General features: G+C 44.1%; 2 protein-coding genes. Both read left to right on the plus strand.

Annotation, left to right across the window (positions count from 1 at the left end):
• Positions 1-35 precede the first annotated feature (35 nt).
• On the plus strand, positions 36-8,744 hold the full coding sequence (locus MY7_RS06170) for a type I polyketide synthase (protein WP_029325886.1): 8,709 nt from the start codon (positions 36-38) through the stop codon (positions 8,742-8,744).
• Positions 8,737-15,741 (plus strand): SDR family NAD(P)-dependent oxidoreductase, encoded by a 7,005-nt coding sequence (locus MY7_RS06175; RefSeq protein ID WP_007611166.1) that lies wholly within the window; start codon positions 8,737-8,739, stop codon positions 15,739-15,741. The genes MY7_RS06170 and MY7_RS06175 overlap by 8 nt, the downstream gene beginning before the upstream one ends.
• Positions 15,742-15,751: the final 10 nt, after the last annotated feature.

Here is a 15,751-nt window from a genome sequence, read left to right on the forward strand (position 1 = left end):
CGGCAGTGCCATTTGTAAAGGGGATGAAGATTTTTATGAAAGAAGCCCGTCATATTAGAAAAAAAGTACTTTCTGACATAGAAAGCGGCATCATTTCTTTGGAAGAAGGAGTAAAGCGGATACAGCAGCTTGGTTCTCATTCCGCAGGGGGTAACGGACAGGCGATATATTATCAGACGGTCTGGCAGCGGACAGATCTCAATATTCATGTAAAAGGCGGCCGACGTGAGGGCAGCCTTTTATTATTTGATAAAAATGAAGATGTGAGTAAAGAACTTGCTGCATTGCATGATACAAGGGTTATTTTGGTTAAGCCGGGGAAAGAGTTTCGAAAAACCGGGGACGGTGTATTTGAAATCGACCCCCGCTCTGAAAGAGATTACATAAACCTGTTAGGATGGCTTATAGAAGAAGAGAAGTCAGATATACGGGAAGCGGTGCATTTGTGGTCAGACATGCCGTTTGAAAAGACAGAGAGAGCAATTCGTGAACAATGCGACAGCGGAGTCTATTCTTTGTTTTTACTACAACAGGCGCTCTTCAAAAATAACTGCCGCAAACCGATCAAGCTGTTATATGGATATTTTTCGCATCTTTCTGGAGAACAGCCTCTTTACGCGGCGGCAAGCGGATTTTTGCGGACATTGCAGCTGGAAAATCCGTTAATCTCAGCAAAAAGCATTGAAATGGAGCAGTCAATAGCAGCCGTTCACGCAGCTGATATCATACGCAATGAGCTGAGTGATTTCCAGCCTTCAGATGTAGAGATCCGTTATAAAGACATGCAGCGTTATGTCAAACAGCTCAAAACGTATGAACCCGAAAAAAATTCCGGAAGCGGAGATGTGCCGCTGAGAGAAAATGGAGTATATATTATCGCAGGAGGCGCGGGCGGATTAGGATTTACCTTTGCAGAATATTTGGCTTTTCAAACAAAATGCTGCCTTGTTTTAACGGGGAGATCTCCGCTTTCAGATCATATAAGGAAACAGCTGAGACGATTAGAGGATGCCGGTTCTTCAGCTGTTTATGTTCAGGCTGATATTACCAATAAGGAAGAAGCCGAATATGTAGTCAAAAAAGCCAAAACTTCTTATGGAAAAGTAAACGGGGTCATTCAGGGCGCGGGAATCATCCGTGACTCTTTCCTTCTTAACAAGTCACGAGAGGAATTCGATCAGGTAATCAGACCGAAAGTATTGGGTACGATGTGGCTGAATGATGCTGTTGAGAAAGAAAATCCTGACTTTTTCATTTGCTTCTCCTCTACTTCCGCAGTGTTGGGGAATGTCGGGCAATCTGATTACGCGTTTGGAAACAGTTATATGGATCATTTCATGAATATGCGTTCTGCCCAGGATTCTGATACGATTTCTCTCTCTCTGAACTGGCCGCTGTGGAAAGAAGTCGGCATGCAAGTGGACGAGCGAACGGTAGAGACAATGAAAAAGGCGGGTTTTTATCCTTTAGAAAAAGAAGAAGGTAAAGAAGCGTTTGCAGTCGCATTGTCCTCCGGTTTTTCGCAATTTACTGTATTTTACGGAGATGAGCAAATTGACAATCATGTTCAGCAATTATATGAACGAAAAGACAATATTCAGGCAGATGAAGGAACAGGGAGAAATATCGAATCATTTGATTCAGAGAAACTGACAGCTGAAACATCTGATTTCATCATAAAAATGATTGCTGCAGAATTCAGGATGCCTGCGGACAAAATAGATGCAGAAGAAGCATTGGAAAAATACGGACTTGATTCCGTTATGATTATCAATATTACGAATGAGCTTGAAAAACATTTCGGCGCGCTCTCAAAAACGCTGTTATTCGAATATCAGACTGCGGCAGAATTGTCACAGTATTTCGTTGAGGAGCACAGGGATACTCTTCTTCATAAACTCCGGTTAGGAGAAAACGGGAGCAGCACCCCATCTCAGAAGAAAAAAGATAATAAACAGACAGCCGATGTTAACGGGAAACAGAAAATCCAGATGAAAAATCAGGTGCAGCAGGAGAAGTATCATGATAATGATATCGCGATTATCGGTATCAGCGGACGTTACCCGATGTCAAATGATCTTGATACTCTGTGGGAAAACTTATTGAACGGTAAAGACTGTATAACTGAGATACCTAAGGATCGGTGGGATTCGGGGCTGCACTATCAGCCCGCAGCGGGCGATGAAGTAAAAAACCAAAGCAAATGGGGGGGATTTATTGACGATGTGTATCATTTTGATCCGTTGTTCTTTAATATTTCTCCTGCCGAAGCTGAATTAATTGATCCGCAGGAGAGACTGTTTTTAGAGACGGTTTGGCACACCATAGAAGATGCTGGGTACGCAAAGAAAACGCTTGAAAGAAAAAACGTCGGTGTTTTTGCAGGGGTTATGTACGGCCACTATCAGCTGTACAGCGTTGGTCACGAAGCGGCCGTTTCTTCCTCGTATGCATCAATCGCCAACCGGGTATCCTACTTCTTTAATTTCAGCGGGCCAAGTATTGCTTTGGACACGATGTGTTCCTCATCATTAACGGCTGTTCATTTTGCCTGTGAAAGTTTAATCAGGAATGAATGTGAAATTGCAATTGCAGGAGGCGTCAATTTATCCATTCATCCTCATAAATATGAACTCCTGACTCAAGGCGGATTTTTATCCAGTGATGGCCGGTGCAGAAGCTTCGGTTCTGGAGGAGACGGCTATGTGCCGGGAGAAGGGACAGGTGCCGTGCTGCTGAAACCTGTGAAAAAGGCTATTGCAGACGGTGATCAGATTTATTCAGTTATTAAGGCAACAGCCATCAACCACGGTGCTAAGACGAATGGATATACCGTGCCGAATCCCAAAGCTCAAAGTGAGGTCATTACGAGAGCCTTTAAAAAAGGGTTTATTGATCCAAAAAGCATCAGCTATATAGAAGCTCACGGAACAGGCACCGCGTTAGGAGATCCGATTGAAATCACCGGTCTGACCAGAGCATTTTCAGATGCCGAATGCGATAAGAAAACATGCGCGATCGGATCGATTAAATCAAATATCGGACATCTTGAGGCTGCTGCAGGCATAGCGGGCATTACGAAAGTTATTCTTCAAATGAAACATAAAACGATTGTTCCGTCACTGACTCATTCTGCTGAATTGAATGAAAATATACCGTTTCAAAAAACACCTTTTTATGTACCGGACAGTGCCGAAAAATGGGAGTCATCCGTTCCCAGGCGTGCCGGAATCAGTTCTTTCGGGGCAGGAGGAGCTAATGCCCATGTTATTTTAGAAGAATTTGCGGATGAAGCTATCTCTCCTCACGCGGCTGAAGAACCTGAACAGCTTTTATTTGTTTTTTCTGCAAAAAATGCCGACAGGCTGGCAGAATATGCAAAACGCGCAAAAGAACATATAGCAGCCAGAGATTATCCCTTAGAAACACTTAGAAATACAGCATTTACTTTACAAACCGGCAGAGAAGAAATGCCGCACAGATTGGCTGTTATCGCTTCTACAAAAGATGAATTGCTTAAAGGACTGACAGATTATACTCTCGGAAACGCGATGGATCATATTTTTACAAGCGGCAAAGACACAACAGAAGCTCAAAGGATGAACAAAGCTGAGATTGAAGAAGCAGCCGCAAACAGGGATCTTGTGAAGATTGCTGAATACTGGGTTGGCGGTAACGGAGTAGATTGGCCGTCACTTTATAAAGATGTCACTTTGAGACGGATTTCAGCACCCGGATATCCATTTGCCAAAGAGCTATGCAGAATAGATGCGCAAAATACGGGAAGCCGCCGGATGAACGTAAATAACGATCTGCATCCTTACATTTCATGCAATATATCTGATTTTAAAGCACAGAAGTTTCTTATCAATGTAAGCGATACCGGTTTGTATATAAAAACAAAGTATCAAGACAAGGAAATGTTTCCGTTTCTCAGCCAGATTGAAATGGCGAGAGCTGCCGGAGCGATGGCTTCAGGGAATCCGATTATTAAATTAACAGAGCTCTCCTTTAGAGAACCGATGTTACAAAGCGGAAGCAATGAGCAGATCCGGATTGTATTAACCCCGGATAATCAGGGTGCATCGTATTCTATAGAAAAACAGAGCGACTCATCCATTTATTCCTCAGGGCGGCTCGAATTAGAAGGCGGAGCGTACGAGAACGGAAATATTCATCTTGAGCCGTTCCTGTCTCAGCATGCAGACCGCATACCGTACGAAGCGTTTTATCAGCGGCTTGCCGAATTCGGATACAGCTGCAGTGACAGTCTGAAAGCGGCAGAGCACTGCGTCGGCAGGAACGGACAGGTACTTTTAAAGATAAAAGCAAAGGCCGGGCCGAAAGGGTGCATAATCAAACCGGAAGTTATTGAGAGCGTATATCAAGCCGTCATATACCTTGCGGGGGAAAATGCCGGAGAGCTCCCGAAAAACATTAAAGAATGTACGATTTTTGATCATGAGACTGAACCCGTTTATGTATATGCGGAACAAACTGAAGAAAGCGATTCGGCTTATGATGTGTATGTATTAGACAATGCCGGCGGGATTTTGATGGAACTGAGCGGGCTGGTTTTTGGCGAAAAGCCTAATAAAAATGTACGTTTTTATGAGCATAAGTGGGATCAAAAAAACCCTCTGATTGAAATCAAAGATAGGGAGCCAAAAACAATTCTTGTCTTTGCAAAAGATGAAGCATTAGCTGAAGCTCTGAAAAATCAATCAGACAGCCGTGTCATTCTCGTCACGCCGGATCAGCGGCAGACCGATCAAAATCTGCTGACATTCTGTGTAAACCCGGAAGTGACGTCAGATTACATTCGTTTATTTGAAGAATTGGAGAAAAAGGGATGTTCTCCTGATGTCATCTTGCACACGGGAGAAACATTTTACGCGGGTGACCGCCTTCTCAGCGGCCTGGAATCAATTTTTTATTTATTAAAAGCCCTGAGCGCCCGCAGTGACGCCTTTCTTTATCTTCATTCTTTGCTTCTTGTTCACTCTTTTAAAGAAGGCGTGAATGATCCGTATACGGGCGCTCTTGCAGGCTGTTTAAAAACGGCAAATATGTTGGTGCCATCCGCAGAGAATGTGAAGTCAATCGGCTTTTCAGAACGTATATCAATTGAAAAAATGGCTGAATTTTGTCTTAACGAAATGGTTTCAGGCATGGAACAGCAGGCGGAAGAAGTTAAATATATAAATGACAAGAGGTATGTTAAGACATTAAAGGAGTATGTGTTCAATTATACAGAGCACTCTCATCTGCTGAAACAGAAAGGGGTTTACCTCATAACGGGCGGTTTGGGCGGTCTGGGCCTGATTTTCGCAAAATATTTAGCCTCTCAGTATCAAGCAAAATTAGTATTGACGGGAAGGTCACCGTTAACAGCTGATAAACGCCATAACATTGACCGGCTGCAGGCGCTTGGAGGAGATGCTGTATATTATCAAGCTGATGCCGCAGATCAAAAGACGATGGGACGGGTCATAGAAGAAACGAAACGGACTTGGGGCTCCATTCAAGGTGTTATTCATTCAGCTGGTCATGCCGATGATCGGTTATTTACAGAGATGAATCTGACTGATTTTTCAGAGGGCATGACCGCTAAAATTGAAGGAACGGTATGCTTAGATGAATTAACGAAAGATGAGCCGCTTGATTTCTTTATCGTATTTTCTTCTATTTCTTCGGTCTTCGGAGATTTTGGACAGGTTAATTATGCGTTGGGCAATTATTTTCAAGATCAATATATAAATTGGAGATCCGAACAGAGCCGCCGGCAAGAGAGACAAGGCAAGAGCATTTCGATTAACTGGCCGTTGTGGCGTAAAGGCGGAATGCATTTAAACAAAGAAGCGGAAGAAGCTTATCTTTCCGCATCCGGGTTTGATTATTTGGAAACGGAAGAAGGGATAGCGGCTTTTGAGACGATTTTGGCAAGTGACTGTCCGCAAATTTCGGTTGTTACCGGGGATGCCGGAACAACACCAGCAAAAAAAGACCTGCCGCATCAAAAAGTAAATACGCTTCCGGTTCGTCAAGAGGAAATTTCTTATACAGCACCGGTGTCTGCAGACAATGTCCTGGAAGAACTGAAGCAAATGGTATCGGAATTATTGAAAATTAACATTGAACAGCTGGATACGGCAGAGAATTTCGGCAATCTCGGCTTTGATTCTATCAGTTTGAAAACATTAGCTGTCCGACTGAATAAAAAATACAAGCTTAAGCTGACACCTGCCGTTTTCTTTACTTACAGCCATATTAAGTCTCTTTCAGAATTTCTAAACAGTGAACTGCGTACTGTTGCAAAAGGGAATACAGATGCAGAAAAAAACATTTCTGAAAAAAGGAAAGTAGTGCACGCTGGGAAAACCACCGGGAAAACCGTGAAGCCGCCGCGAAGTTTTCCGTTTGAAAAAAAGACAACAAGACAGGCTGACCATCATCCAGAGAAGCAGCCAGTTGCCATTATCGGGATGAGTTGTGTTTTTCCGGGAGCAAAAAATGCAGATGAGTTTTGGATCAATTTAATCAATGAAAAAGATTTGATTCAGGAAATTCCCCCGGATCGCTGGGATTGGAAAAAATACGCCGAAGGCAAAGGAAGCAGCGAAGTACATTCGAAATGGGGCGGCTTTATCACAGATGCCGATAAATTCGATGAGGCGTTTTTCAATATTAATCCGCGGGAAGCAGAACTCATGGATCCTCAGCACAGAATTTATTTGCAGGAAACCTGGAAAGCGATAGAAGATGCGGGTTACAAAGCTTCAAAGCTGTCTGGCAAAAATATCGGGGTGTTTACGGGCATTCAATTTAATGATTACCGCCAGCTGCTGATGAGGCATTCGGACGGGGCGCATGCGTTTGCGGGAACCGGAAACAGCCAGGCGCTCATCAGCAATCGTGTATCCCACTATTTTAATTTCAGAGGTCCGAGTGAGTCCATTGATACAGCCTGCTCAAGCAGTCTTGTAGCAATCCACAGAGCTGTGCGCTCGATTCAAAATGGTGAAAGTGAGCTGGCGGTAGCAGGCGGGGTTTCGCTGCTCTTAGATCCAGTCACGCATATGTATACTGATAAACTCGGTATTTTGTCTAGGGACGGCCGGTGTAAGACGTTTGATAAACTTGCCGACGGTTATGTCCGCGGTGAAGGTGCAGCTGTTCTGTTATTGAAACCATTGCAAGCGGCAATGAATGACAGAGACAATATTTACGGAGTTCTGAGAGGAACCGGAGAAAATCACGGAGGAAGATCTGCTTCATTGACCGCTCCGAACCCGGAAGCTCAGGCAGAACTGTTAACGTCTGTTTACAAAAATGCCGATATTCCTGTTGATACGATATCTTATATTGAAGCACACGGAACCGGGACAGAACTGGGAGATCCGATTGAGATTGAAGGCTTGAAAAAAGCGTTTGGATCTTTTGAGCCGCATTCAGGAAAGAATCATGATCAATATTGCGGCATCGGTTCAGTAAAAACGAATATCGGTCATTTAGAGCCCGCCTCTGGAATGCCGGGGCTGATTAAAGTATTACTATCCATGAAGTATAAAACACTGCCTGCCACACTACATGTCAAGGAACTGAACCCTTATATTCAATTAAGCGGAACGCCGTTTCATATTGTCAATAAAACAATGAAGTGGGCCAGATTAAAAGATGGACAAGGAAATGAAGTTCCGCGCCGTGCCGGAGTCAGTTCCTTTGGATTCGGCGGGGCAAATGCTCATGTCATCGTGGAAGAATTTGAATATGGACAAGATAAAGCAGTAACTGCCGAGCGGGATCAAATCATTGTTCTATCGGGCAAAACAAAAGAAAGGCTGATGGTTAAAGCCAAAGAGTTAACAACGTTTTTACATGAAGAACTATCAGTTCAATTCAGTCAGCAAGAGGTGCAGGAACGTGATTTGCAAGATGCGGTTCGGGAAGCGGCAGCGGGTATCCTGCGTTTAGATACCGCAGATATAGATGCAAAGTCACCTCTTTCTGAATTCGGATTTGATCCGTTGGCTTATTCCGAATTAATCTCTTATATAAACCAAATGTACGGCACAGAAATATCACTAGATATATTTCAGGAATTAATGACCCTGAGCGAGCTGTGCCGCTATATCAGCAGCGTCCGGAATCGATCAGCTGATAAACCGCATAACGGCAATTTTAGAGAAAAGTCCGGAATCAGTCTTGAAGAAATAGCATATACGCTGCAAACCGGAAGGGAACCATTTGAATGCCGCCTTGCGATCACTTGCTCGAATACCGGAGATCTTCTTGAAAAATTAAACGGTTACATCCAGGGGAGCAGGCTGCAAGGTGTTTATGAAGGAAATGTAACGGATTTTGATAGTCTGTACGCTCCTTTATTCGGCGGCCCCGAAGGTCATGCATATGTTCAATCACTGATTCAGCAAAACAAGCCGGCCAAACTGGCTCAGTTGTGGACGATCGGTTGTGAAATCAGCTGGGAAGACTTGTATGAGGAGGAACTCAAACCGGTTAAACTGTCTCTTCCTCTTTATCCTTTCAGCAAGAACAGCCATTGGATTCATTTAAATAAAGATGAAGCGCAGAAGGCTGAAGCTTTCTCGGGTACTGAGCTTCACAACTCAAATAAAGATACAGCAGATGGAACAATCATGTCGCTTCTTGAAAAAGCACAAACAGGTGAGATGAATACGAAAGAGACGTCAGAGCTGATAGAGGAGTTGCTTTTCCATGAATGAAAAGACGATGCAAATTGAGCAAATTGTGAAAAAGGTGAAAGAATGCAGCCTGACGCCTGAAGAAGGGCTGGAATTAATTAAGAGCTTGGGGAAAACCCATCTATATGAAATGGTATGGGATAGACATGAATTTAAAGGCAGTGAAAAATTCCCGCATACGAAAGAGCCAATTTTATTTTTTTGCGAAGACGACAGCATGTATACCGTAATGAAGAGGCAGCTTGAAGGCTATGAGGCACCTTTCATTTACGTGACTTCCGGCGAGCGTTTCGAAGATTGCCGGAACGGTCGTTTTACAATGAACTTTGCAAAAGATGAGGATTATGATGCGTTATGCGGGGTTCTGCGTTCTCAAAATATAAGACCCCGTCATATTATTCATTTTTTGGCTGCCGGGCTCTTCAAAAATACAGAAGATGCAATGAGAAAGCAGCTCAATAAAAGTCTGTTTTCCTTGTTTCACATGTTTCAGGCCTTAATGGCGAACAAACTTTGTCCAAAAGCTGAGATTTTGTACCTGTATGAAAATACCGAGGGTGAGGTTCAGCCGATTTATAACGCGGTTGAAAGTTTTCTTAAGACCGTACAGGCCGAAAATCCGAATTTCACATGTAAGGCTGCAGAGCTGAAATCAATGTTTGACGAGCCGTTTACAAAGCAGCATGTTGCAGATGTCATCTCTTTTGAATGGAACAATCAATGTAAGAAGGACCACTTTACCTGTTATGAGCCGAGGCATTATTATAAAAGGCAGCTTCAAAGAGTAAAAAAAGAAGATGGGGAGAAACATAGTTTCAGTGTAAAAAAGAACGGTGTGTATTTAATTACGGGAGGAGCCGGCGGTCTCGGGTATCTGTTTGCGGAATATCTGGCGAAACAGGCAGAAGTCAAGCTGGTATTAACCGGCCGTTCCCCGGCCTCCCGTGAAACGGCGCAAAAATTGAGCGCTCTTGAAAATCTTGGCGCTGAAGCCTTATATGTCCCGGCAGATATTTCAAAGGAAAAAGAGACGGACGCTTTGATTAAGCACATTAAGCAGACATTCGGAGAATTAAACGGAATTTTGCACAGTGCCGGACTTGTTAAAGATGCATTTATCATAAAAAAAACGAAAGAAAGCATAGAAGAAGTTATAGCGCCTAAAGTATTCGGAACCGTTTGGCTGGATAAAGCAGCTGAAGAAGAGCCTCTTGATTTCTTCGTTATGTTTTCGTCCCTTTCGGCCGTTCTGCCTAATGCGGGTCAAAGCGACTACGCCTTCGCTAACGGATGTATGGACGGATTCACTCAGTATCGAAGCATTAAAGGACGTCCCGGGAAAACACTTTCTATTAATTGGCCGTTATGGGATGCGGGGAATATGACAGTCGGGCCGGGGGAGCTGCAAGCTTTAAGACATGCAGGGCTGGAACTTTTATCAGCTCAAGCCGGGCTTGCCGCTTTTCAGGACAGTATGAGCCGCTCTGCTTCTCAGCTGGCTGTTATCAGCGGAGACAAAGATAGAATAAGTGAATTACTCTCAACGGATCATAAAGAAATAGAGACTGTGCCTGAAAACAACAGTAATCTGCCGCAATTAAATGAAAAAGATCTGAAAAAGCAAACGGTTCGTCTTTTGACAGAGATCGTCGGTGCGGAAACGGGAAGACCGGCGGACAGTATTTTACCCGAGGATACGTTTGACCGTTACGGAATTGATTCTCTAACGATTTTAGGTCTTAACTCCCGTCTGGAAAAATATTTTGGAAGAGTGTCTAAGACTCTTTTCTTTGAATACAGCAGTGTTGAAGAGCTGTCAGAGTATTTTCTTGAACACTATCATCATGAGTTGAAGAAGGCGTTTTTACCGGCAGCCGAACAGCGAATTGATCATTCGGCACCGGCGAAACGAGAGAAGCTTTCCGTTTCCCGCATACCATCCGCACCTTCCGAGGAAGATATTGCAATTATCGGTATAGCCGGCCGCTACCCGATGGCGAAGGATGTGGAACAGTTTTGGGAAAATATTTCTTCCGGAAAAGATTGTATAACGGAAATACCGAAAGAGCGTTGGGATTTTCGGAAATATTATCACACAGGTGACAATGCCCGTCATGACAGCAAATGGGGAGGTTTTATAAAAGACGCTGATAAATTCGATCCGCTGTTCTTCTCAATTTCGCCCCGTGATGCCGAGTTAATTGATCCTCAGGAACGGTTATTTTTAGAGACAGCGTGGCACACGTTTGAAGATGCGGGTTACACAAAGAAAAAGTTGAAACGGCATAAGACAGGTGTATTTGTCGGTGTCACCTACAGCCACTATCAGTTATTTGCAGCCGGTGCTTCAGATGATGAGGAACGTCAGGCGCTCCTGTCTTCTTATTCGTCTATCGCAAACCGGGTGTCATATTTCTTTGACCTGCACGGACCCAGCCTTGCAATTGATACAATGTGTTCTTCTTCACTTTCTGCTGTTCATTTTGCATGTGAAAGTTTAAAAAGGGGAGAATCCACCCTCGCTATAGCCGGAGGAGTGAATTTATCCTTACACCCGGATAAATATACTTTACTTTCACAAAACCATTTTGTTTCAAGCGATGGGCGCTGCAGAAGCTTTGGAGCGGGAGGAGACGGATATGTGCCGGGAGAAGGAGTCGGGGCCGTTCTTTTGAAATCGCTTTCTGCCGCAAAGGCTGACGGGGACAGGATTTACGGTGTGATTAAGGGAACATCTGTAAATCACGGCGGAAAAACAAACGGATACACTGTGCCAAATCCGGGCGAGCAGGCAAACGTCATCAGTGAAACTCTTGATAAGGCGGGGATTGATGCAGACAGCATAAGTTATATTGAAGCGCATGGCACTGGCACATCTTTGGGAGACCCGATTGAAATTTCAGGTTTAACCAAAGCTTTGCACAGCTCGAAAAGCGATTATCGTTGTGCAATTGGTTCGGTTAAGTCAAATATCGGACACCTAGAGGCTGCGGCGGGAATTGCTTCTATCACAAAAGTGCTGATGCAAATGAAATATAAACAGCTTGCTCCTTCCCTTCATTCCGATCACTTAAATCCTAATATTGATTTTGGGGAAACACCGTTTTACGTGCAGTCTGAACTGACCGATTGGGAGACGCCGCAAAATCAAGCCAGAAGGTCAGGCATCAGTTCTTTCGGCGCTGGAGGATCTAATGCTCACATTATCATCGAAGAGTATAAGAATGAAGAAAAGATGGAAACGGTACAGAGCAGCAAGACGCAAATTATTCTGCTTTCTGCCAAAAATGAAGAACGGCTCAGACTCTTGATTGATGCATATATAAAAGAACTGGAGCCAAACACGTCACTAGCCGATGCTGCGTACACTTCGCAGACCGGGAGAAACGCTATGGAAGAGCGGCTCGCTGTTGAGGTTAGCAGCATTGACGATCTTCGCAATAAGCTGACGATGTATTTGCGGTCAGATCAGAAGGTAAACGGTTTATATAGGGGAAAGGCCCGCCGAGGCGCTGGTCAAAAGGGTGCCCTGTCAGCCGCTCACTTTAAAAGTGCAAGAGATATGGCCATTCACTGGGTGAACGGAGGAGACGTTGAATGGGAAGAGATGTATACTTCGGAATTACCGAAGCTTATCTCTCTTCCTGTATATCCTTTTGAACGGAACAGATATTGGGTGCCTGCCGCAAAAGCAGCACAGAAAGAGAAAAAAACAGGTGTACCGCAAAGTCTGCCCCATGCACCGATTGACTTATCATTTGGTGTATTAAAAAAATCGTGGAAAAAACAAAAGGCTGCGCCTTCCGCTTTTACGAAAGGACAGGTGATGATCCTGGCTAATAGTGAAAGTGAGCAGCTTGCATTCAAATTGTTTAATTCAGATCCTCTGATTGAATCCGCTGTCATTTGCGCAGATAACTGGGATCATTCGGATGGGGAAGCCAAAAAAACGGCTCTAGCAGTCATCGAAGAAAATCCGGAAATCATCGGAATGATTGACCTGTCAGATTTGCGGAGTGATCAAAACGGGGCACACACCGGCACAATCGGGAAGCTGACACTGCTGCAGGAAATCATAAAGACACGTAAACAGCTTTTCGTTTTACATGTGACCAGAGGGCTGCAGACATTTCTGAATGACAAGCCGTCGTTAGCCGGAGCCGAAACAGCCGGACTATATAAAATGCTGAGTGCGGAGTATCAAAAGATAAAATCAAAAACAATAGATGTAGACGGGCATGTCGGGACTGCGGCGGAATTGAGACAGGTAATCACAGATGAAGCTTGCGCTGACGGGCTGTATAGTGAAATCTGCTACCGGAACGGTGAACGTTATATTCCATACGTCGAGAAATTACATGCAGCGGAAATAAACCGGAAACTATCCGGCCTGCCGGTATGCCGTACGGATCAAACCCTGGTTATTACAGGGGGAACAAGAGGGATCGGAGCAGAACTTGCCAGACATTATGCCGGCAAGGGAGTCAAAAAACTTGTGCTGATGGGAGTAACCGACCTTCCGGAATCTGATAAAATAGCCGGCATGTTAAAAGACACCGATGAAAAGTCACCTCTTTATTCGAAATTACAACTGCTGCATGAGTTGGATCAAAAGGGAGTTCAAGTAGAAGTGTATTCCGGGCCGCTCACGGAAAAAGAAACATTACATCGCTTCTTTTCAAAGGTGAGACTGAAGTTCGGCAAAATCGGCGGGGTGATTCATTGCGCTGGTGCAGCCAATCATTCGAATCCGGCTTTTATTCATAAATCTGATCAAGAAATAAGAGAAGTATTTGAGCCAAAGGTACAGGGGATGCAGGTACTTCATGACATTTTTATTGATGACAAACTTGATTTCTTCATTTTGTTTTCATCTGTTGCGAGCGCCTTTCCTTTATTAGGCGCCGGAACAAGTGACTATGCCGCAGCGAACGCTTTCATGGATTACTTTGCGGCGTATCAGCATGCAGCCGGCAGAACATATTATCAATCAATTAACTGGCCGAGCTGGAAGGACATTGGGATGGGCGAGGTGACAAGTCCATCATATCAGGCACTTGGTTTACTTTCACACTCAACAGAAACAGGTATTGCCATGCTGGATGAAATGATGACGATAAACGGATACCCCTGCCTTATACCGGCAAAGACACATCCGGAGAAATTCAAGCTGGAGCAGCTGCTTCAGACAAGAATTCAAGCTGCTATAAATAACCCGGATGCTGAAGAAAAAGAGATCTCTGGTCAGGGAGACAATGAAGCTATGATCAGGAAGTTAATGGAGATTTTTTCCGCGGAGCTGAAAATACCTTACGAGAATTTAGATCAGGATACGTCTTTTGCGGATTACGGAGTTGATTCAATCTTACTGGTTCAGCTTGTCAAAAAAGCGGAAGATGCATTTCAAATAAAAATTGAACCATCAGCTTTTCTGGAGTATCCGAGTTTTTCACAACTGGGCGTCTATTTAAACGAATTATTTGCAAGTGAGGGGATCAGTCCTCAAATTGATTCAGAAAACATTGAGATTCGGAAAAAAGAGCAACATATAAATCAAAATGCTTCCGAAGTACGGGACAGCGGATCTCAAATGCAACAAACCAGTCTGAACCAAATCGCTATTATCGGAATGGGCTGTGAGTTTCCGGATGCTCCGGACACAGAAACGTTCTGGAGAAATTTGAAGAAAGGACAAAATAGTGTCCGCGAAGTCCCGGCGTCGCGATGGGATATTTCTTCATACTACTCTGACACCTATGAAAAGGGAAAAAGTATCAGTAAGTGGGGCGGATTTCTTCAAGATATTGAGTCTTTCGATCCCGCGTTTTTTAATATGAACAAAAGTGAGGCATCAGAGCTTGATCCGTTAATCAAAAAATGCCTTGAGGTCAGCGTCCAGACATTGAGAGACGGCGGCTATACAAAAGAAGAAGTATCAAACAAAGAAGTCGGCGTCTTCATCGGTTCGCGGACCGGGACGTTTATGTCAAAAATAGGTTCCCCTTCAAAAAATACGATCGTGGGTATAGGACAAAATTTCATAGGTGCGCATATCTCACACTTTTTTAATCTGAAAGGACCGAATCTGGTTGTAGACACGGCTTGTTCTTCTTCATTGGTCAGCGTCCATCTCGCTTGTCAAAGCCTGATGTCAAAAGAGTCAGATATGGCGATTGCTGGCGGAGTTGACATTTTGCTGGATCAAAAGCCTTACGTCATGCTGAGTGAGGCTCGGGCGCTTTCACCTGAAGGAAAATGTCATACATTTGATGAGAAGGCAGATGGATTTGTACCGGGAGAAGGATGCGGCGCAGTCCTTTTGAAAAGACTTGATGACGCCCTTGCCGAAGGTGACAGAATTTACGCGGTAATTGACTCATCCGCGGTTAATAATGACGGACAGACAATGGGAATGACAACACCTAATCCGAAAGCGCAAAGCGTAGTGATAAAAAAAGCCCTGAAAAAAGGCGGAATTGATGCAGATACTCTCAGTTATGTCGAGACGCATGGCACCGGTACGATGATAGGAGACCCGATTGAATTAAAAGCGCTGACAGAAGTGTTCCGGGAGGTTACGGGAGAAACGCAATTTTGCGGAGTGGGCAGCGTAAAAACGAATTTCGGACATTTAATGAGCGCAGCGGGGATAGCGAGTATTATAAAGGTTGCCTTATCCATAAAAAATCAGATGCTCCCGCCGACATTACATTGTAAAACGCCAAATCCGCGTTTTAAATTTGATCAGTCGCCATTCTTTCCGAACACGTCTTTAAAAGAATGGCGTCCCAGAAAAGGGGTTTTGAGAGCCGGAATCAGCTCTTTTGGATTCGGGGGCACGAACGCACATATGATATTGAGCGACAGCCATTTCACATTAGGATATGGAGAGACAAAAAGACACCCGCTTTCTCCGATTATATTCAATAAGGAACAATGCTGGATCGACAATGGAGAAACTCCAGAAAAGGAAGAGTCAGAATTGCTGATTCCTTTACTTGATTTCAAAGAATTATAAAGAAAAGAAA

This window comes from Bacillus sp. 5B6 (assembly GCF_000259405.1).
Lineage (GTDB): Bacteria > Bacillota > Bacilli > Bacillales > Bacillaceae > Bacillus > Bacillus velezensis.